Origin of the sequence: Streptomyces sp. HP-A2021, from assembly GCF_022807935.1 — a bacterium.
In the GTDB taxonomy this organism is placed as follows: Bacteria; Actinomycetota; Actinomycetes; order Streptomycetales; family Streptomycetaceae; genus Streptomyces; species Streptomyces afghaniensis.
Window position 1 is genome coordinate 3,991,729 of sequence record NZ_CP094344.1, and the last position, 18,017, is coordinate 4,009,745.

At 68.2% G+C, this 18,017-nt stretch carries 23 protein-coding genes; 6 read left to right on the plus strand and 17 right to left on the minus strand.

Going from position 1 to position 18,017, the window contains the following annotated elements:
• Positions 1-35: 35 nt before the first annotated feature.
• The 6 genes from rplW to MQE23_RS18010 all read right to left on the minus strand — a co-directional run bounded on the left by rplW (position 36) and on the right by MQE23_RS18010 (position 3,911).
• On the minus strand, positions 36-455 hold the full coding sequence (gene rplW, locus MQE23_RS17985) for a 50S ribosomal protein L23 (RefSeq protein WP_020272643.1): 420 nt from the start codon (positions 453-455) through the stop codon (positions 36-38).
• The gene (gene rplD / locus MQE23_RS17990) at positions 455-1,111 is read right to left on the minus strand and encodes a 50S ribosomal protein L4 (protein WP_020272644.1); all 657 of its coding nucleotides are present in this window, start codon (positions 1,109-1,111) and stop codon (positions 455-457) included. The genes rplW and rplD overlap by 1 nt, the downstream gene beginning before the upstream one ends.
• Positions 1,112-1,115: 4 nt before the next feature.
• The gene (gene rplC / locus MQE23_RS17995) at positions 1,116-1,760 is read right to left on the minus strand and encodes a 50S ribosomal protein L3 (protein ID WP_010036739.1); all 645 of its coding nucleotides are present in this window, start codon (positions 1,758-1,760) and stop codon (positions 1,116-1,118) included.
• Between the two features lie 17 nt (positions 1,761-1,777).
• Entirely contained in the window at positions 1,778-2,086 is a 309-nt protein-coding gene (rpsJ, locus tag MQE23_RS18000) for a 30S ribosomal protein S10 (protein ID WP_003948644.1), read from the minus strand.
• A gap of 983 nt (positions 2,087-3,069) precedes the next feature.
• Entirely contained in the window at positions 3,070-3,228 is a 159-nt protein-coding gene (locus MQE23_RS18005) for a hypothetical protein (RefSeq protein ID WP_243379598.1), read from the minus strand.
• Between the two features lie 86 nt (positions 3,229-3,314).
• Positions 3,315-3,911: a TetR/AcrR family transcriptional regulator gene (locus MQE23_RS18010; protein ID WP_020272647.1), complete on the minus strand. Its 597-nt coding sequence runs from the start codon at positions 3,909-3,911 to the stop codon at positions 3,315-3,317.
• 70 nt (positions 3,912-3,981) lie between these two features.
• Between MQE23_RS18010 and MQE23_RS18015 the strand changes: the two genes are divergently transcribed.
• Positions 3,982-4,569 (plus strand): dihydrofolate reductase family protein, encoded by a 588-nt coding sequence (locus MQE23_RS18015; protein ID WP_020272648.1) that lies wholly within the window; start codon positions 3,982-3,984, stop codon positions 4,567-4,569.
• Here the strand turns inward: MQE23_RS18015 and MQE23_RS18020 are convergent.
• The 4 genes from MQE23_RS18020 to MQE23_RS18035 form a co-directional block, all read right to left on the minus strand.
• Complete coding sequence (locus tag MQE23_RS18020; RefSeq protein WP_243379599.1) at positions 4,556-5,002, minus strand: hypothetical protein; 447 nt, start codon at positions 5,000-5,002, stop codon at positions 4,556-4,558. The two genes, MQE23_RS18015 and MQE23_RS18020, sit on opposite strands and share 14 nt — an antisense overlap.
• Before the next feature lie 11 nt (positions 5,003-5,013).
• A complete protein-coding gene (locus MQE23_RS18025; RefSeq protein WP_347710165.1) occupies positions 5,014-5,259 on the minus strand; it encodes an SMI1/KNR4 family protein in 246 nt (81 codons plus the stop codon).
• Positions 5,260-5,334: 75 nt separating this feature from the next.
• Complete coding sequence (locus MQE23_RS18030) at positions 5,335-5,535, minus strand: DUF397 domain-containing protein (protein WP_020272651.1); 201 nt, start codon at positions 5,533-5,535, stop codon at positions 5,335-5,337.
• Positions 5,532-6,410 carry a helix-turn-helix transcriptional regulator gene (locus MQE23_RS18035; RefSeq protein ID WP_243379600.1) on the minus strand — a complete coding sequence of 293 codons (879 nt, stop codon included), beginning with the start codon at positions 6,408-6,410 and terminating at the stop codon, positions 5,532-5,534. The genes MQE23_RS18030 and MQE23_RS18035 overlap by 4 nt, the downstream gene beginning before the upstream one ends.
• Positions 6,411-6,562: 152 nt before the next feature.
• Here MQE23_RS18035 and MQE23_RS18040 point away from each other — a divergent pair, with 152 nt between their 5' ends.
• The 4 genes from MQE23_RS18040 to MQE23_RS18055 all read left to right on the plus strand — a co-directional run bounded on the left by MQE23_RS18040 (position 6,563) and on the right by MQE23_RS18055 (position 9,799).
• Positions 6,563-6,973: an ATP-binding protein gene (locus tag MQE23_RS18040; protein WP_243379601.1), complete on the plus strand. Its 411-nt coding sequence runs from the start codon at positions 6,563-6,565 to the stop codon at positions 6,971-6,973.
• Between the two features lie 282 nt (positions 6,974-7,255).
• On the plus strand, positions 7,256-8,110 hold the full coding sequence (locus tag MQE23_RS18045; RefSeq protein WP_243379602.1) for a helix-turn-helix domain-containing protein: 855 nt from the start codon (positions 7,256-7,258) through the stop codon (positions 8,108-8,110).
• 49 nt (positions 8,111-8,159) lie between these two features.
• A complete protein-coding gene (locus tag MQE23_RS18050; RefSeq protein ID WP_020274923.1) occupies positions 8,160-8,771 on the plus strand; it encodes a Uma2 family endonuclease in 612 nt (203 codons plus the stop codon).
• A gap of 32 nt (positions 8,772-8,803) precedes the next feature.
• Positions 8,804-9,799 carry a hypothetical protein gene (locus MQE23_RS18055; RefSeq protein WP_243379603.1) on the plus strand — a complete coding sequence of 332 codons (996 nt, stop codon included), beginning with the start codon at positions 8,804-8,806 and terminating at the stop codon, positions 9,797-9,799.
• Positions 9,800-9,885: 86 nt separating this feature from the next.
• Here MQE23_RS18055 and tuf read toward each other — a convergent pair whose 3' ends face one another.
• The 4 genes from tuf to rpsL form a co-directional block, all read right to left on the minus strand.
• Positions 9,886-11,079, minus strand: coding sequence for an elongation factor Tu (gene tuf / locus MQE23_RS18060; RefSeq protein ID WP_020274921.1), 1,194 nt, complete (start codon positions 11,077-11,079; stop codon positions 9,886-9,888).
• Between the two features lie 155 nt (positions 11,080-11,234).
• Entirely contained in the window at positions 11,235-13,361 is a 2,127-nt protein-coding gene (gene fusA / locus MQE23_RS18065) for an elongation factor G (protein WP_020274920.1), read from the minus strand.
• Positions 13,362-13,400: 39 nt separating this feature from the next.
• The gene (gene rpsG / locus MQE23_RS18070; RefSeq protein ID WP_003998848.1) at positions 13,401-13,871 is read right to left on the minus strand and encodes a 30S ribosomal protein S7; all 471 of its coding nucleotides are present in this window, start codon (positions 13,869-13,871) and stop codon (positions 13,401-13,403) included.
• Positions 13,872-13,873: 2 nt separating this feature from the next.
• Positions 13,874-14,245: a 30S ribosomal protein S12 gene (rpsL, locus tag MQE23_RS18075; RefSeq protein ID WP_003948652.1), complete on the minus strand. Its 372-nt coding sequence runs from the start codon at positions 14,243-14,245 to the stop codon at positions 13,874-13,876.
• 341 nt (positions 14,246-14,586) lie between these two features.
• On the opposite strand from rpsL, the gene MQE23_RS18080 reads away from it, so the two are divergent.
• Positions 14,587-15,033, plus strand: a complete 447-nt coding sequence (locus MQE23_RS18080; protein ID WP_279345150.1) for a DUF5946 family protein — start codon at positions 14,587-14,589, stop codon at positions 15,031-15,033.
• On the opposite strand, the gene MQE23_RS18085 is transcribed toward MQE23_RS18080, so the two are convergent.
• From MQE23_RS18085 to MQE23_RS18095, 3 genes are read right to left on the minus strand one after another with little or no spacing between them, the layout of a single operon-like run.
• Positions 15,026-15,523: a YdhR family protein gene (locus MQE23_RS18085; RefSeq protein ID WP_243379604.1), complete on the minus strand. Its 498-nt coding sequence runs from the start codon at positions 15,521-15,523 to the stop codon at positions 15,026-15,028. The genes MQE23_RS18080 and MQE23_RS18085 overlap by 8 nt on opposite strands.
• Positions 15,520-16,773 (minus strand): cytochrome P450, encoded by a 1,254-nt coding sequence (locus MQE23_RS18090; RefSeq protein WP_243379605.1) that lies wholly within the window; start codon positions 16,771-16,773, stop codon positions 15,520-15,522. Before MQE23_RS18090 ends, MQE23_RS18085 begins: the two co-directional genes overlap by 4 nt.
• Positions 16,774-16,783: 10 nt before the next feature.
• Positions 16,784-18,010, minus strand: coding sequence for a cytochrome P450 (locus MQE23_RS18095; RefSeq protein WP_020274915.1), 1,227 nt, complete (start codon positions 18,008-18,010; stop codon positions 16,784-16,786).
• Between the last annotated feature and the right edge of the window lie 7 nt (positions 18,011-18,017).

An 18,017-nucleotide genomic window follows, 5' to 3' on the forward strand; every position in this document is an offset into this window, starting at 1 on the left:
TCAGTCCTCGTCCGATTCCGGACGATCCTGACCGCTTACGCGGTCGGACCGCCGAAGATGTCGATACGGTCGCCCTCGGCGAGGGTCACGATCGCGCGCTTGGTGGACGCGCGCTGGCCGAAGCCCGTGCGGGTCCGCTTGCGCTTGCCCTGGCGGTTGATCGTGTTGACCCCGGTGACCTTGACCGAGAAGACCGCCTGAACGGCCTGCTTGATCTGGGTCTTGTTGGCGCTCGGGTCGACGATGAACGTGTACTTGCCCTCGTCGAGGAGCGCGTAGCTCTTCTCCGAGACGACCGGCTTGAGCAGCACGTCACGGGGGTCCGTGAAGGACTTGCTCAGCGGGGTCTCGACGGTGTTCTTGCCCTCGGTGGCGTGGCGACGCGCCTTCTTGACGCGAGCCTCCTTGGCCTTCTTCGCGGCCTTCGAGGCGATAGCGGGGTGACGGATGGCCATCAGACCTCGCTCCCTTCGGTGTCGTTGGCCTTCGGGCCGGCGACGAAGGACTCGAAAGCGGCCTTGGTGAAGACCACGTCGTCCGAGACGAGAACGTCGTACGTGTTCAGCTGGCCCGGCTCCAGGATGTGGACCTGGGGCAGGTTGCGGGCGGACAGCCACGCGGCCTCGTCGGCGCGGTCGACGACCAGGAGCAGGTTCTTGCGCTCGCTGATCTTGCCGAACAGGCTCTTGGCGGCCTTCGTGGACGGCGTCTCGCCCTCGACCACGCCGGAGACGACGTGGATGCGGTTGTGACGGGCCCGGTCGGTGAGGGCGTGACGCAGCGCGGCAGCCTTCATCTTCTTGGGCGTCCGCTGCGAGTAGTCACGCGGCACGGGACCGTGCACGACGCCACCACCGGCGAACTGCGGCGCGCGGGTCGAACCCTGACGGGCGCGACCGGTGCCCTTCTGGCGGTACGGCTTCTTGCCACCGCCGCGGACCTCGCCACGGGTCTTGGTCTTGTGCGTGCCCTGGCGGGCAGCGGCCAGCTGCGCGACGACGACCTGGTGGATCAGCGGAATGCTGACCTTCTCGACGTCGAAGATCTCCGCGGGGAGCTCGACGGAACCGGCCTTGTCGCCCGCCGGCGAAAGGATGTCAACAGTGCTCATTACCTCAGGCCCCCTTGGCCGCGGTGCGGACCAGGACGAGGCCGCCGTTCGGACCGGGAACCGCGCCCTTGATGAGCAGCAGACCCTTCTCCGCGTCAACGGCGTGGACGGTCAGGTTCTGGGTGGTGACCCGCTCGTTGCCCATGCGACCCGCCATGCGGAGGCCCTTGAACACACGGCCCGGGGTGGCGCAGCCACCGATGGAACCGGGAGAGCGGTGCTTGCGCTGGGTGCCGTGTCCGGCGCCGAGGCCACGGAAGTTGTGGCGCTTCATGACACCGGCGAAGCCCTTGCCCTTGCTCTTGCCGGTCACGTCGACCTTCACGCCGGCCTCGAACACCTCAGCGGTGATCTCCTGGCCCAGCGTGTACTCGGAGGCGTCCGCGGTGCGGATCTCGACGAGGTGGCGACGGGGGGTGACGTCGGCCTTGGCGAAGTGGCCCTTGAGGGGCTTGTTCACCTTGCGCGGGTCGATCTCGCCGAAAGCGATCTGGACGGACTCGTAGCCGTCGACATCGTTCGTACGGACCTGGGTGACGACGTTGGGGCCGGCCTTGACGACGGTGACCGGGACGACGCGGTTGTTCGCGTCCCACACCTGCGTCATGCCGAGCTTCTCGCCCAGGATGCCCTTGATCTGCTTAGCCATCTCTCAGATCACCGGCCTCAGAGCTTGATCTCGATGTCGACACCGGCCGGGAGGTCGAGTCGCATCAGAGAGTCAACGGTCTTGGGGGTGGGGTCGAGGATGTCGATCAGGCGCTTGTGCGTGCGCATCTCGAAGTGCTCGCGCGAGTCCTTGTACTTGTGCGGCGACTTGATGACGCAGTACACGTTCTTCTCAGTGGGCAGCGGCACCGGGCCCGCGACCGACGCACCAGTACGCGTCACCGTCTCAACGATCTTCTTCGCCGAGCTGTCGATGACCTCGTGGTCGTAGGCCTTGAGCCGGATGCGGATCTTCTGTCCCGCCATGGCTACTCAGTAGTCCTGTCTCTCGTAACGCTCTGGAACCCGGTGTTCCATTTCTCTTCCCTCTCCGACCCACGCGGTCGGGCGTGTCGCTCTCCCGCTGACACAGATGCCCCTTGTTCGAACATCCCTGCGGGATTGCACACGGCCCTTCCGGTACCGCGAGCCGGAGGCGAAAGCCCACCGGGTGCCTGGCCGGCGCCGCACTGACACTTCCCGAAAGATTCCCGTACGTCCGCCCCAGCGCTGCCTTACGGCAGTTGGAACGACGAGTACTGTGGGACTCGCTTCCGGTCCTCCCGGCGGGAGGCGCGCAGCATCAACACTCGACCGAGCAACTCGGACAGTCTGCCATACGGGGCACGGCGGACGCCAATCGAGCCGGAGAGAATACCCCGGGGGTGACGTAGGTCAAACCGGGGCGGCCGTGGGCCCGCCGAAGGACGCCAGGAAGTCATCGACAACACTCCTGGAGAACGGGTCCGTGTCCGGGGTGTGACGATGCTGACGGCGTAGCCGTGTTCCTCCAGAAGTCCTCCGTCTCCTGGCCAGAGCTGAACGTGACGATGCCCGAGAGGCCGTCGTCCTCCGGCTCGGGCAACCGCCAGTCGGCCGGGACGCCGGGCGAAAGCGGTTCCCCGTACAGGAAGATCCCGGGCCACCGCTGCCGGCCGAGTCGCACGAAGCGAGGCATGCCCTCGGGGAATGACGCGTCCACGACGAAGTCGGTCCGGTGAGATCCATGAGAGTGCCTCGCGGTGGTGTGGAGTGTCTGCGGCCGGTGCTGCGGTCAGGCCTTCCAACCCGATGTCGGACCGTGATACCTGATCGCGTCGCGTGGGATGGCCACGTCGCTGTTGGAGAACCAGATGTGATCGCGACCACCCCTGAGGCGTCCCGAGAAGAGCAGCAACCGTGCCTGTGCGCGACTCGCCGCCAGGACGCGTGTAGGTGTCAACCGCGCAGCTGACGAGGTGGTGATCGAATCAGCAAATCGGCCACTCCGCCGTACGCAGGACGACGACGAGCTGCACCGGTGCCTCGTTGTCATCGTGTTTGACCCCTGCCAGAGGGATCTTGCCGGAGACCCTCCATGCGGTGTGGTCGATGAAGTCCGCCCCGTCCGTCAGGTCCTCGTCGGACACCTCGAGGCGAGTTCCGAGCGCTCCGGACTGGAGCTGGGAGACGACGGCCGGGAGTTCGGCGGCAGCGATGTCACTAACGGCGCCTGTCAGCCCGGATGGGGAAGGCTCGTCGTCAGTCGTTCGACCGCGGCCGTCACAAGTCGTTCGCGCTCCGCCTCCGAGAGCACGTCCGGGAGAGTGAGCTGCTCGACGATCAGCCAGTTGAGCGTGAGGTACAGCAACTGGACGGCGGTGGCGTCGCCGGGCAGGCCGGATTCCTCGTGGTAGGCCACGTTGGCCCCGAGGTCGGCACGCACCTGTTCGGTCAGCACCTTGCGGAGCTGTGGCCGCCGGGTGGCCTCCAGGCGCAGTTCGAGGAGTGCGAGGTAGCCAGTGCGGAAGTCGCTGATCCGGCCGACGAGTTCGCGCATCAGGGTCGCGTAGGTCTCCCGGTCCCGCGCCCTCGTACTCGCCCGCTGCCGGGCGATGGTCGCCTCGTCGGGCTGGAGCCGCTCGTAGACACGCGCGCCGGCCTGGGTGAGCAGGTCGTCGCGGTTGGCGAAGTAGTTGGAGGCCGTACCGGCCGGCACAGCAGCCTCGGTGTCCACCGCCCGGAACGTCAGACCGCGCGCGCCCTCCCTGGCCAGGACCTCGATGGCGCCGTCCACGAGGGCCGCCCTGCGTTCGTCGTTCCTGCGCACCATTGACACCACTCCAGACGTAGTACTACGTTCACAGTACTCCGAGCAGAGTACTACGAATGGAGTTGCATCGATGCGAGAACTCGTCTACTACGTCGCCGTCTCCCTCGACGGCCGGATCGCCGGCCCCGGCGGAGAGTTCGACTTCTACCCGGCAGGCGACGATGAGCAGGCAGCCGCCTACAGCGCCTGGATGAATGAGCGCTATCCCGAGACCGTCCCCACCGCGCTGCGCGCCGCGCACGGCTTAGCCGATGCGCCCAACCTCCACTTCGACACCGTGCTGATGGGGCTGGGCACCTATCGCGCCGTGCTGGATGCGGGCATCACCAGCCCGTACAGACACCTGCGTCAGTACGTGGTGTCGAGCACGCTCGGGGTCGGCCCCGACCCGAACGTGACCGTGGTCAAGGACAGCCCGCTCGAACTGGTCCGCAAGCTCAAGGCAGAAGAAGGGAAGGACATCTGGCTGTGCGGAGGCGGTCGGCTCGCGGGATCTCTGTTGCCCGAGATCGACAGACTGATCATCAAGAGCTATCCGGTGGTGGCCGGGGCCGGTATCCCGGCGTTCGACGGGGCGTTCGACCCCACGCTCTTCAGCGTGACGGAACGCCGGTCGTTCGCCAATGACGTCACGGCGACCTGGTTCACGCGGCGGTAGGGAAAAGGATCAGTGCCGGGAACGACGCCCGCGCCCCGCCCGCCGCGTCTCCCCGACGGCGTCCGCGAACTGCAGCCACCAGCCCTCCACCTTGTTCCGCACCGTCGCGAGTCAGGGTGTCGTTGATGGCGTCCTCGGCCAGGCCCTTGGGCCCCTCCCTGCGCAGCACCGCGTACAGCTCCGGCGTCAGCTCCCGGTTGAGTCGCGCTGCGGTACCCGCGGCGGTGAAGGCGTACCCCCGCTGCTCGGGGTGCGGCAACTGCGTCGCCCTCACGATCCGAGGCGAGGCCTCCTCCAGCGAACACTGGAGCGCCAACCCGATCGCCGCTGTGCCGAGACAACTCTCACCGCGCTCCCACGCGGCATCCCACTCGGCGGGGTCGTCGATGCCCAGCAGGCCCTTGCCGCTTTCCCAGTCACGATCCGACGCCATGAGCAGTATCCCTACCGATACCAATCCTCGCCGTCGCTCTCCAGCGCACTGCGCACATACCGCTCCAGGCTCGGCGCCACGAGGATTCTGCTGTCCGTCTCATGGTCCCAGACGAACACCTCGTGGCGTTCGAGTCGCCGGACGAAGGCGAACTGGTCTCCCCCGCCGTTGTCTCCGAAGAACATGAGCGAATCGAACTTCATGTACAGGGACTTGTACTGTTCGTCGTTGCGGAACGAGAGATTGTCACCGAGGATCCGCTCGGCGGACCAGACGACGTCGAAGCGGGACTCCGCGTTCGACCGCGCGGTGAGCGTCCTGCGGAACGACGGCTAGACCGACGCCACGAAGTCCGACCAGGCCTCCGGCGCGAGGGCGAGCCGGGGGCCTGCGGCCTGCTTTGAGTCGCGGACGTGAATCACACCCGGAGTGGTCGCGATCTCCACGCAGGAGTCGCCATCAGGGCCACTGCTGTAGCTGCTCTTGAACCACGCCAGTTCGGAGGCGTCCCCGATCGAGGGCTTGCGGATCATGTCTCTCCCAGCAGTTGCTCAATGAAGGCCAGCGACTCCCGTGGTGGAAGGGCCTGAGCTCGGATGGTGCCATACCGCAGTTCGAGGATCCGGATCTGCTTCGGATCAGTGGTCGGTCGCCCGTTGAAGGCGCCGTCGGACCGGCCCACCGCAGTACCGTCCCCGAACTTCAGCACCTCGATCCTCCCGTTCAGACCGGGATGGGCCTCGCTGCTCGTCGGCATCACCTGAAGCCTGACGTTACGCAACCGCCCCACCTCCAGCAGGCGCTCAAGCTGCTGACGCCAGACCATTGTGCCCCCAACCGGGCGCCGCAGCGTCGCCTCCTCCTGGACGAAGCTGAGCGACGGCGCCGGTGACCGCTCGAACACGGACTGCCGGGCCGTGCGCGCAGCCACCAGACGCTCCACCTCGTCCGGCGCGTACGCAGGCTGCCAGGACTCGAACAGGGCTCGCGCGTGATCCGGGGTCTGCAACAGGCCGTTGATGCTGATGCTTTCGTACACCCCGATCTCAACCGCCTGCCCCTCCAACTTGGCCAGCTCCCGCACCCGCTTGGGATACCGAACCCTCTTCACGTCCTCCCACGTCGCCGCAATCAGCCCACCCGCCCCCAACACCTCATCTGCCCTGACCAGATAGTCCTGCCGAGGAATCCGCTTCCCGCCCTCGATCTTGTAGACCATGTCCTCGCCGTACCCGACCGCCGTCCCGAACTCGGCTGCGCGCATCCCCACTGCCTCCCGCCGCAGCTTGAGCTGCCGCCCTACGGTCGCGATGACGGCGACACCCCACTCGTCGTCCGGATCCACCTCCCAACCCGGCTCGTCCGCCTCGCCCTTGAGCCGACCCGCGTCCGCCTCGACCGCCGTCATCCCGCACCCTTCCGTCGCACGACCGTGCCCAGCGCCCTACCCGTACGCCCGGCCCCGACAGCCCGGACACGACCGGACAAGCTCCGGACAGTTACCGTACGCACCCGCTGAGTCACTGTTCACTGTAAGCACGGACGGCCACGCTGAGTGACGTGAAGCAGCAACCCCCTGAACTCACCACCCCTGTCCGCAACTTCAGCGTCCAGCTGTCTCCCACTCCCCGCGGCGCCCGCCTGGCCCGTCTCCTGGCCACCGAACAACTGCGCTCCTGGGGACTGCCGTTGGACCCGGCGAGGCAGGTCATCGCAGAGCTGTCGGCCAACGCGGCGGAACACGGCCGCATCCCGGGCCGCGACTTCCGCCTGCTCCTCTACGTCGTGGCCGGCACCCTCCGCATCGAGGTCACGGACACCCGCGGCGACCGACTGCCGACACCCCAACTGCCCAGCCACGAGCCCGAGTCCGGCCGCGGCCTGCTCATCGTCGACGCGCTCGCCGACCGCTGGGGTGTCACCCCGGGCCTGCCGCCGCGCAAGACCGTCTGGGCCGAACTCACCCTCTGACCTGGAGCACCGGGTCCCAACACCTCGCGCTCCGGTGCCGCAGGCGGTCTCCTTCAAGGACCACGAGGAGGAAAGAACCCCACCAAGCCCCACCCCTCCCGCCCAGGCCGCCGACTCACTCGCTCGCTCACTCACGCGAGTGAACATCGCCAACTCAGCTGGATTCGGGAGCCATTGCCTGCCCTACGCTCAGCGCAACACAACCGCAGACATGCGACGGCCCTCGCCGGGACTGGCATCCCAGTGCGAGGGCCTGACCACCGAGGAAGAGAGAGCTTCCCGATGGATACGCAGAACCCTAACGTGCCCTCGCACGCCCACACCCCCGTAACCGGGAAGAAGCACCCGAACCGGCGGCACCCCCACGCCGGCCTGGTTCACGACAACACCCGCCACACCGCCCGCTTCACGGTGATCGGCAACCATCTCGCTCAGCACGCGGAGCTGTCGCTCCTCGCAATCGGGCTGGCCGTGCACATCCAGTCGCTCCCGGCGGGCGCCCGAATCGACATCAAGACCCTCGCCGCCCGCTTCCCGGAGGGCACAACGCGTATCGCCGCGGCTCTGCGCGAGTTGGAGACCCACGGCTACCTACGACGCGTGCGCGAACGCGTCCCCGGCGGCCGGATCATCACCCGCACGATCTCCTGCAACCAGCCAGGTCACGGCCGTACGGACGCCCTTCGCCCAGCCCCGGGAAAGCAAACGAGGCCGCCCGGCAGCAAGCTCCTCCCGGCCGTACCGCACCCGGCCTACCCCGCACCCGCCCTCCTCCGACAGGCCACGGACCTCCTCGCAGGCCTCCACCGCGAGGACACCCGCCTCCTGCTCTCCACCCGCGACGTCGCCCACCTCGCCCCCGGTGTCGCCGCCTGGCTGGAACGCGACGTCTCCGCCACAGCCGTACGCCACGCCCTGACGGCCGACCTCCCACCCGAGTCCCTCCACCGCCCGGCCGCCCTCCTGGCCCACCGCCTCACGGCTCAGCTGCCACCCCCGCCCCCGTTCCGCGCGCCTGCGCCCCGGCCGACCGCACCTCACCGATTCCAGACCTGCGACGGCTGCGACCGCGCCTTCCGCGCACCGGCCCCCGGCCACTGCCGCGATTGCCGATCAAGTCTCCCGGAGGCCGCTTAGCATGAGAGCGACGATCCTTGCCCCTGGGCACAGACGAGGAGCGAGCGCCATGACCACCGCCTCGGAGAACGAGCAGCAGGGCGCCTCCCACCGGTATCGGGCCATGCGGGACTTCGTCCAGACCACGGACGACTCCCTGCCCGGCAAGTTCGAGGTCACCAAGGAAGGAATCGTCCACGACATGATGGCGCCCGTGGGTCCGCACGAGCTGACCACCCTCCACCTGCGGAGACGCCTCGAAAAGGTGATGCCGGAGGAGATCGTGGCCCACACCGGCGAACCCGATGTGGAGGACGAGTCCGAGGGCATCATGCGCCGTCCCGACGTGATGGTGATCGCCCTGGAGGACATGGACGTCCCGGGTTCCTTCGACCCCCGCACGCTGGTCGCCGCCATCGAAGTCGTCTCCCGCTCGAACCCGGACAACGACTGGGTCACCAAGATGCGCGACTACCCCCTCATCGGCATCGCCGTCTACGCCGTCTTCGACCCCCGCACCGGCACCGGCACCGTCCTCACCGACATCCACCCCACACCGGACGGCCCGCGCTACGCGACCCGCAAGGACTTCGTCTACGGCGAGGACGTGACCATCGCCGACTGGACGATCGCGACGGACGGCCTGCCCCTGTACCGGGACAGCGGCGCCCCGCAGGAGTGAGCCGATAGCGGCGCCCTTTAGGCTCCCTGCCCATGGCACGCACCACCCCACCGCGCCCTGTCGACGTCCTAGCCCACTTCCCCGAGCTGACACCACACGCCCGGACCACCGTGCGGCTGCACCCCCGCGCCGGTGCGCCCACCACCGGCGACAGTTCGATCGGTGGCCCGCTGCTGTGGCCGGCCGACGAACCGTGGCCGACCTGCCCGGACCACTCCGGCCCCTGGCAACGCGGCGTCGTGCCCGACGACGTACGGCTCCGCCGGCGCATCCTGGACGAGGCGTGGAGCAGGCCCCGGGCCGATGGTGCGGACCTGCTGACGGCCGAGGAACGTGTGATCGTCGACCGCGCGGAAAAGCGCCGGCGCGTACCGCAGGAGAACGACGAGGCCCTGATGGTCCCCGTCGCCCAGCTCTACGCCCGGGACGTCCCCGGCCTGCCCCGCCCGGACGGCCGCGACGTGCTGCAGGTGCTGTGGTGCGCGGCCGACCATGCCGGGGACTACCTGCCACGCACCGCACTGCGCTGGCGCACCGCCACCGACGTGACCGACCGGCTCGCGGCCACCCCGCAGCCGTCGGTCATCGGCAAGGGCAACTTCCTGCCCGAGCCCTGCGTCCTGCACCCGGAACAGGCCACCGAATACCCGGCTCCGCACGAACTGCCCGAAGAACTGGCCGACCGGATAGAGGCCTGGGAGGACAGCCAGGGGGTGGTCTACCAGTATGACCTGGCGGTGGCGCCCGGCTGCAAGGTCGGCGGCCACGCCCCGTGGAGCTTCACCGACCCTTTCCCCATGGCCTGCGCGGAGTGCGGATCGGACGTCATGCCGCTGCTCTACGTCAAAGGCAGCGAGTGGGACGGCGGCAGCCTGAGCTGGCGACCGGTCGAGGACGTGGACCGCACCGGTCCTGGGCTGCGCCGCCCGGGCAACGCCACTCAACTCACCATCGGCCGCGGCTACGGCATGCAGATCTACCTCTGCACGGCCTCGTACGACCACCCCCACCTACAGAACCTGCAATAACCAAAGGCAAAGGGGCCCGCACGACCGAAGTCGTGCGGGCCCTCCGAGCCACTCAGGTCAGTGGACCCTCAAGCCAGTCCGAAGACTCACTTGTTGATCTTGGTGACCTGGCCGGCGCCCACGGTCCGGCCACCCTCACGGATGGCGAACTTCAGGCCCTCCTCCATGGCGACGGGCTGGATGAGCTCCACCTTCATCTCGGTGTTGTCACCCGGCATGACCATCTCGGTGCCCTCGGGGAGGGTCACCACGCCGGTCACGTCCGTCGTACGGAAGTAGAACTGCGGGCGGTAGTTGTTGAAGAACGGCGTGTGGCGGCCACCCTCGTCCTTGGACAGGATGTAGGCCTGCGCCTCGAACTCGGTGTGCGGGGTGACCGAGCCCGGCTTGATGATGACCTGGCCGCGCTCGACGTCCTCGCGCTTGATGCCACGGAGGAGCAGACCGACGTTCTCACCGGCCTGGCCCTCGTCGAGGAGCTTCCGGAACATCTCGATGCCGGTGACCGTGGTGGTGGTCTTCTCCTGCTTGATGCCGATGATGTCAACGGTCTCGTTGACCTTCAGGACACCACGCTCGATACGGCCGGTGACGACCGTACCGCGACCGGTGATCGTGAAGACGTCCTCGATCGGCATGAGGAACGGCTTGTCGACGTCGCGCTCCGGCTCCGGAATGGCGGTGTCGACGGCGTTCATGAGCTCGAGGACGGAGTTGCCCCACTCCTTGTCGCCCTCGAGGGCCTTCAGAGCGGAGACCTTGACGACGGGAACGTCGTCGCCCGGGAACTCGTACTCGGTGAGGAGCTCACGGACCTCGAGCTCGACGAGCTCCAGGATCTCCTCGTCGTCCACCATGTCGGCCTTGTTCAGGGCGACGACGATGTACGGAACGCCGACCTGGCGGGCCAGGAGCACGTGCTCCTTGGTCTGCGGCATCGGGCCGTCGGTGGCGGCGACCACGAGGATGGCGCCGTCCATCTGCGCCGCACCCGTGATCATGTTCTTGATGTAGTCCGCGTGACCGGGGCAGTCGACGTGGGCGTAGTGACGCGTCTCGGTCTGGTACTCGACGTGCGCGATGGAGATGGTGATACCGCGCTGGCGCTCCTCAGGAGCCTTGTCGATCTGGTCGAAGGCCGAGGCCTCGTTCAGGTCCGGGTACGCGTCGTGCAGCACCTTGGTAATGGCGGCCGTGAGGGTCGTCTTACCGTGGTCGATGTGACCGATGGTGCCGATGTTGACGTGCGGCTTAGTCCGCTCGAACTTCGCCTTCGCCACTGGGGTCCTCCTGTGGAGTGGTTCTGGTACGCCTTACTCATCGGCGCCAGGTGATCTTTGCTGGAAAGCCCGGGCCCCGGGGCACTCTCACCAGATTGCGGCGGAATGCCCCTCAAGGCTCCGGAGTCAAGCCTACGGCGTGCAGACGCTGTGCGTTACTCGCCCTTGGCCTTCGCGATGATCTCCTCGGCGACGTTCCGCGGAACCTCGGCGTAGGAGTCGAACTGCATGGAGTAGCTGGCGCGGCCGGACGTCTTGCTGCGCAGGTCGCCGACGTAGCCGAACATCTCCGAAAGGGGCACGAGGCCCTTCACGACGCGGGCACCGGCCCGCTCCTCCATGGCCTGGATCTGGCCACGGCGGGAGTTGATGTCACCGACGACCTCACCCATGTAGTCCTCGGGCGTGGTGACCTCGACGGCCATCATCGGCTCGAGCAGTACGGGGCTGGCCTTGCGCGCGGCCTCCTTGAAGGCCTGCGAACCGGCGATCTTGAACGCGAGCTCGGAGGAGTCGACCTCGTGGTAGGCACCGTCGAGCAGCGTCACGCGGACACCGGTCATCTCGTAACCGGCGAGGATGCCGAACTGCATGGCCTCCTGCGCACCGGCGTCCACCGAAGGGATGTACTCCTTCGGCACACGGCCACCGGTCACCTTGTTGATGAACTCGTAAGAGGCGTCGCCGCCCTCGATCGGCTCGATCGCGATGATCACGCGAGCGAACTGGCCGGTACCACCCGTCTGCTTCTTGTGGGTGAACTCGACCTTCTCGACGGCCTTGCGGATCGTCTCGCGGTACGCGACCTGCGGCTTGCCGACGTTGGCCTCGACCTTGAACTCGCGCTTCATGCGGTCGACGAGCACCTCGAGGTGAAGCTCGCCCATACCGCCGATGACGGTCTGGCCGGTCTCCTCGTTGGTGTGCACCTGGAAGGAGGGGTCCTCCTCGGCCAGGCGCTGGATCGCGACGCCGAGCTTCTCCTGGTCGCCCTTCGACTTGGGCTCGATGGCGACCTCGATGACCGGCGCCGGGAAGTCCATGGACTCCAGGATCACCGGGTTCTTCTCGTCCGCCAGCGTCTCACCGGTGGTGGTCTGCTTCAGGCCCATGACGGCGACGATGTCGCCGGCGCCCACCGACTCGATCTCCTCACGCTTGTTGGCGTGCATGCGGTAGATCTTGCCGATGCGCTCCTTGCGGCCCTTGACCGAGTTCAGCACGGCGGTGCCGGAGTGCAGGCGGCCGGAGTACACGCGGACGAAGGTGAGCTTGCCGAGGTGCGGGTCGCTCATGATCTTGAACGCGAGCGCGGCGAGGGGCTCCTCGTCCGACGGCTTGCGCGCGATGACCTGCTCCGGGTCCTTGACGTCGTGGCCCTCGATGGCCTCGACGTCGAGCGGGGTGGGCAGGTAGCGCACGACCGCGTCGAGCAGGGGCTGAACGCCCTTGTTCTTGAACGCGGTACCGCAGAACACGGGGGTGACGGTGGTGCCGCCGCCCTTGCCGGACGCGATGGTGATGCGACGGATCGCGGCGTAGAGCTGCTCCACGGTGGGCTCGGTGCCCTCCAGGTACAGCTCCATCAGCTCGTCGTCGTTCTCGGCGACGGCCTCGAGCAGCTTGCCGCGGTACTCCTCGGCAGCCTCGACGTGGGTGTCCGGGATGTCGACGGTGTCGTACATCTCGCCCTTGGTCGCCTCGGCCGACCAGACCAGGGCCTTCATCGTCACGAGGTCGATGACGCCCTTGAAGTCCGCCTCGGCACCGATCGGCAGCTGCATGACCAGCGGCTGCGCGCCCAGGCGGTCGCTGATCATGTCGACGCAGCGGTGGAACTCCGCGCCGGTGCGGTCGAGCTTGTTGACGAAGCAGATACGCGGAACGCCGTAGCGGTCCGCCTGACGCCACACGGTCTCGGACTGGGGCTCAACGCCGGCGACACCGTCGAACACCGTCACGGCACCGTCGAGCACGCGCAGGGAGCGCTCCACCTCGACGGTGAAGTCGACGTGACCCGGGGTGTCGATGATGTTGATGGTGTAGTCGTCGCCCTCGAGCGGCCAGTGACAGGTGGTGGCAGCAGAGGTGATCGTGATGCCACGCTCCTGCTCCTGCTCCATCCAGTCCATGGTGGCGGCGCCGTCGTGGACCTCACCGATCTTGTACGAAACGCCGGTGTAGAACAGGATCCGCTCGGTGGTGGTCGTCTTGCCCGCGTCGATGTGGGCCATGATCCCGATGTTGCGGACCCTGGCCAGGTCAAGCGAAGTGGTAGCCATAAGGCTTCAGTCTTCTCTCGGTCTCGATGGGGTCTGCGACTACCAGCGGTAGTGCGCGAAGGCCTTGTTGGACTCGGCCATCTTGTGCGTGTCCTCGCGCTTCTTCACAGCGGCACCCAGGCCGTTGCTGGCGTCGAGGAGCTCGTTGAGCAGACGCTCGGTCATGGTCTTCTCGCGACGGGCGCGGGAGTAACCGACGAGCCAGCGCAGCGCCAGGGTGTTGGCACGGCCGGGCTTGACCTCGACCGGGACCTGGTAGGTGGCACCACCGACACGGCGGGACTTGACCTCGAGGGTCGGCTTGATGTTCTCGAGAGCGCGCTTCAGCGTGATGACCGGGTCGTTGCCGGTCTTCTCGCGCAGGCCCTCCATGGCGCCGTAGACGATGCGCTCGGCGGTGGAGCGCTTGCCGTTCAGCAGCACCTTGTTGATCAGGGAGGTCACCAGAGGAGAGCCGTAGACCGGGTCGATGATGACCGGGCGCTTCGGGGCGGGGCCCTTACGAGGCATTCTTACTTCTCCTTCTTGGCGCCGTAGCGGCTGCGGGCCTGCTTGCGGTTCTTGACACCCTGGGTGTCGAGCGAGCCGCGGATGATCTTGTAGCGAACACCCGGCAGGTCCTTCACACGGCCGCCGCGCACGAGCACGATGGAGTGCTCCTGCAGGTTGTGTCCCTCACCCGGAATGTAAGCGGTGACCTCGATCCCGCTGGTCAGACGCACACGCGCGACCTTACGCAGGGCCGAGTTCGGCTTCTTCGGGGTGGTCGTGAACACACGCGTGCAGACGCCGCGACGCTGGGGCGAACCCTCGAGTGCGGGCGTCTTGTTCTTCTCGACCTTGTCCTGCCGGCCCTTGCGGACCAGCTGCTGGATCGTAGGCACTACTTCTCCGGTTTCTGTGTGCCGAATGGTGAAGCTAACCTGGAACGTCGCCGACCCACGCGGTCGGGTGTGTCGAATCTCGCGGACTCCCGCCGCCAGGCAGAATTAAGCGCAGATTGCGGTGGCCGGTGTCAGCTCGCAGTGCGGGTGATGGCACGCACGAGAGCCAGGGCACACCCCAGGCACAAGGTCTGAGCGTACCTATCGCAACCACTCCGGTCAAAACAATGGGCCGGCCCCCCAACACGCCGGACGAGCTGATCGCGGGTGGTGCCGGAGGTGGGAGACGGTGGACGAGTGGGCACGCGTCGTGCTCGCGGGAAGGGCGATGACGGAACGTGATGTACGGGACCTTCGACTGTGAGCGGTGCCGGGCTCCCTATATGGAACTGCTCGCCGCCTCGTACATCGACGAGGATCGCCGGCCGCTGCACCAGATCCTCGTGGACGCCTACTTCGTCCAGCACCCCGGCGGCGACGATCACCGCGCGGTGCAGCGGCTGTCGATCTGCCTGATGACCCTGGGCATGTTCGTGGAGGACGATGCCGATCCCCGGCTCGGCCCGCGGCTCCACAAGCGCATGGTGGCCCACGGGGGGTTCCGCCCGCTGGAACCGCGGCCGTCCGCCGAGACACTGCACTCCCGGATGTCCGCCGCCGACGTGGTGCGCGCGGCGGGCGCCCAGGAGTACCGGACGCTGCTGCGGGCCTGGGGCGCGCAGGTGTCGGAAGCCTGGGCCGCCCACCACGCCCAGGTGCGCGAGTGGATCGGCCGGACCCTCAGCTGACCGGCCGCTGCGGGGGGTGCGGGGCCGGGGCCGCTGGGATGAAGGCGTCCTTGCCGGGCGGCAGGAACTCGCGGGGCCGGGTCAGCGGTTCCGGCGCCCCCTCCCGGTAGGCCAGCCCGAGCCCCGCGACGAGCGGCCCGACCGGGCTCGGGCCCTCGGTGGCCGCCTCGACGCTGAAGTACCGGCGCTCGGTGGGGCGGTATCCGATGAGCTCGACGACCTTCGACACCCCGGGCGGCCGCCCGTACGCGGCCTCCTCGGTGTCCCACAGGTAGACGGCGCCCCACTGCTCGCCCTCGGGGCCGGTCGAGGAGATCCACACCTTCTGGCGCAGTCCCGGCGTCTTCGCGTACGCCTCGACCGCGTAATCACGCAGGTAGCTCCGCAGTGACGCGACCGTCTGCTGCGAGCGGGACAGGTCCCACAGGATGACCGTGCAGTACAGCGGGCACGTCTCCCCGGCCGTCTCCTCGGTCGTCTTCTCGGTCATGACCACACCACCGTGAGTTCGCGCGGATAACGGTGAAAGAGGTTGGCGGTGAACTCCACCGCCTCCGGACTGTCGTGGGGACGCAGCGTGGGGAACCTCCGCAGGAGCCGGGCGATCCCCTCCTGGAGCTCCACGCGGGCGAGCGCCGCGCCCAGGCAGAAGTGCGATCCCGCGCCGAAGGTGAGGTGGTGGTGGGGAGCGCCCTGGCCCAGGTCGAACTCGTCAGGGCGGTCGGTGTGGCTCTCGTCCCGGCCCGCCGAGTCCAGTGAGATGAAGACGGTGGATCCGGCGGGGATGGTCTCCCCGCCCAGCCGGACGTCCTCCGTGGTGACGGTCGTACCGGCGAAACCCGTGCCGGCCTGCGCGTACCGGAGGATCTCCTCCACGGCCGCCGCCGCGGAGACCTGGCCCGCACGCAGCCGTGCCGCCTCGCCGGGGTGCTGGAACAGCGCCAGCAGTCCGTTCGCGAACTGGACGGCGGTGGACTCGTAGCCGGCGGTCGCCAGCAGCATCACCGTCGTGAGCAGTTCTTCGTCGGTCGGCGCGGCCTCCTCCCCCGCGGCGGTGAGCAGCAGACCGATGACGCCCTGGCCGGGAGCGGCGCGTTCCTTGTCCACCAGGCGCCGGGCGACGCCGTACAGCGAGCCCATCGCCTCGCCGAAGGCGGCCGTGGACGGGGCGGCGGCTCGTACCAGCGCGGCCCAGGCGCGGAAGGCCGGGCGTACGTCCTCGGGCAGGTCGAACAGCTCGCACAGGACCCGCACGGGCACCTGGTAGGCGAAGCCGGAGACCAGGTCCGCGGGCTGCGGGCCGCCCTGGAGCTCGTCCAGGGTCTCCTCGACGGCCCGGGCGACCCTCTCCCGGAGCGATTCGGCGTGCCTGGGTGTGAGGACCGAGGCGAGCGTACGCCGCCATGCGGCATGGCGGTCCGGGTCGGACAGCGACATCCCGAAGTCGAACCGGCCGGACGGAGGCGGGGTGATACGGGCGCTGCCGCCCTGGGGCGCCGGGGCCGGGGCGCCCGGCGGGCCGCCGCGCACGGCGGCCTCGCGGACCTGACGGCGGCTGAAGCGCGGGTCCGTCAGCACGGTGCGGACGTCGTCGTACCGCGTGACGAGCCACGCCGTGCCGCCGTTGGCCAGCCGCACCTGGGACACGGGGGCGTTCCTGCGCCGCCAGGTGAGCTCCTCCGGCGGGGCGAAGGGGCACTTCTGCTCGAAGGGATACACGCTCTGAGCTGCTGCTTCCACGGCCGCCTCCTCAGACCCGCACCGGCAGTACGGCCGGGTAGAACGTGAACAGGTTGCTGGCGAGCGGGACGCCGTCCAGATCGGGGCCGTCGAACCTGAGGTCCGGGAACCGGGCCAGCATCCGGGCGATGCCCTCCTGCATCTCGGCCCTGGCCAGTGCCGCGCCCAGGCAGAAGTGGGGCCCGTGGCCGAAGGCGGTCTGCCGGTGGGCGCAGCCGCGGCCGACGTCGAACACGGCGGCGTCGTCGCCGAAGATCTTCTCGTCCCGATTGGCCGAGGCGAGCGAGACGAAGACCGTGGAGCCGGCCGGGATCTTCGTGCCCGACACCTCGAGGTCCTCGGTGGTGAACTTGGCGATCGCATAGCCGGTGCCCATCTGGGCGTAGCGCAGTATCTCCTCGACCGCGCCCTGGATCAGCTGCGGCTCGGCCCGCAGCCTGCGCATCTGCTCGGGGTGGCGCAAGAGTGCGTAGAAGGCGTTGCCGAGCTGGACGGCGGTGGACTCGTAGCCGGCCATCAGCAGCAGGATCACCGTGGAGACCAGCTCCTCGTTGTTGAGCCGCCCGTCGTCCTCGTCCCGCAGGCCGATCAGGGTGCTCAGCAGGTCGTCGCCGAGGTTCTGCCGTTTGCGGACGATCAGGCCGATGGCGTAGCGGCCGATGGACTGGAGTGCCTGGCCGAATTCGATGAAGGAGGACTGCATGTCGCGCCGGGTGAGCTGGGCGGCCAGGGCGGTGAACTCGGGGCGGGCCTCGTCCTCCAGGCCCAGCAGGTCGCAGATGACCCGGATGGGCAGTTTGTAGGCGTAGTCGGCCATCAGGTCGAAGCCGCCGTCACGCGAGGCCAGGTCGTCCAGCAGTTCGTCGGTGTGCGCGGCGATCGCGCCGCGCATGGCCTCCGCCTGCCGTGCGGTGAACGCCTGGTTGACGATCCGCCGCCAGCGGGTGTGGCCGGGCGGCTCGGATATCGAACCGCCGAAGTTGAAGACAGGACTGGACGCGTCGGCCTGGAAGCCGGTGTCCACCCGCGCGGCGCCTTCGCGGTTGATGGTCCGGCTGAAGCGCTGGTCGGTGAGGGCCGCGCGCACGTCCTCGTACCGGGTGATCAGCCAGGCGGTGTCACCGCTCTCCAGGCGTACCTGGCTGACGGGCCGGTTCGCCCGCAGCCAGGCGAACTCCTCCGGCATCTGAAAGGGGACGTGGCGGGTGAAGGGATAGGTACGGTCGGCGATGTCCAAGGGAGTC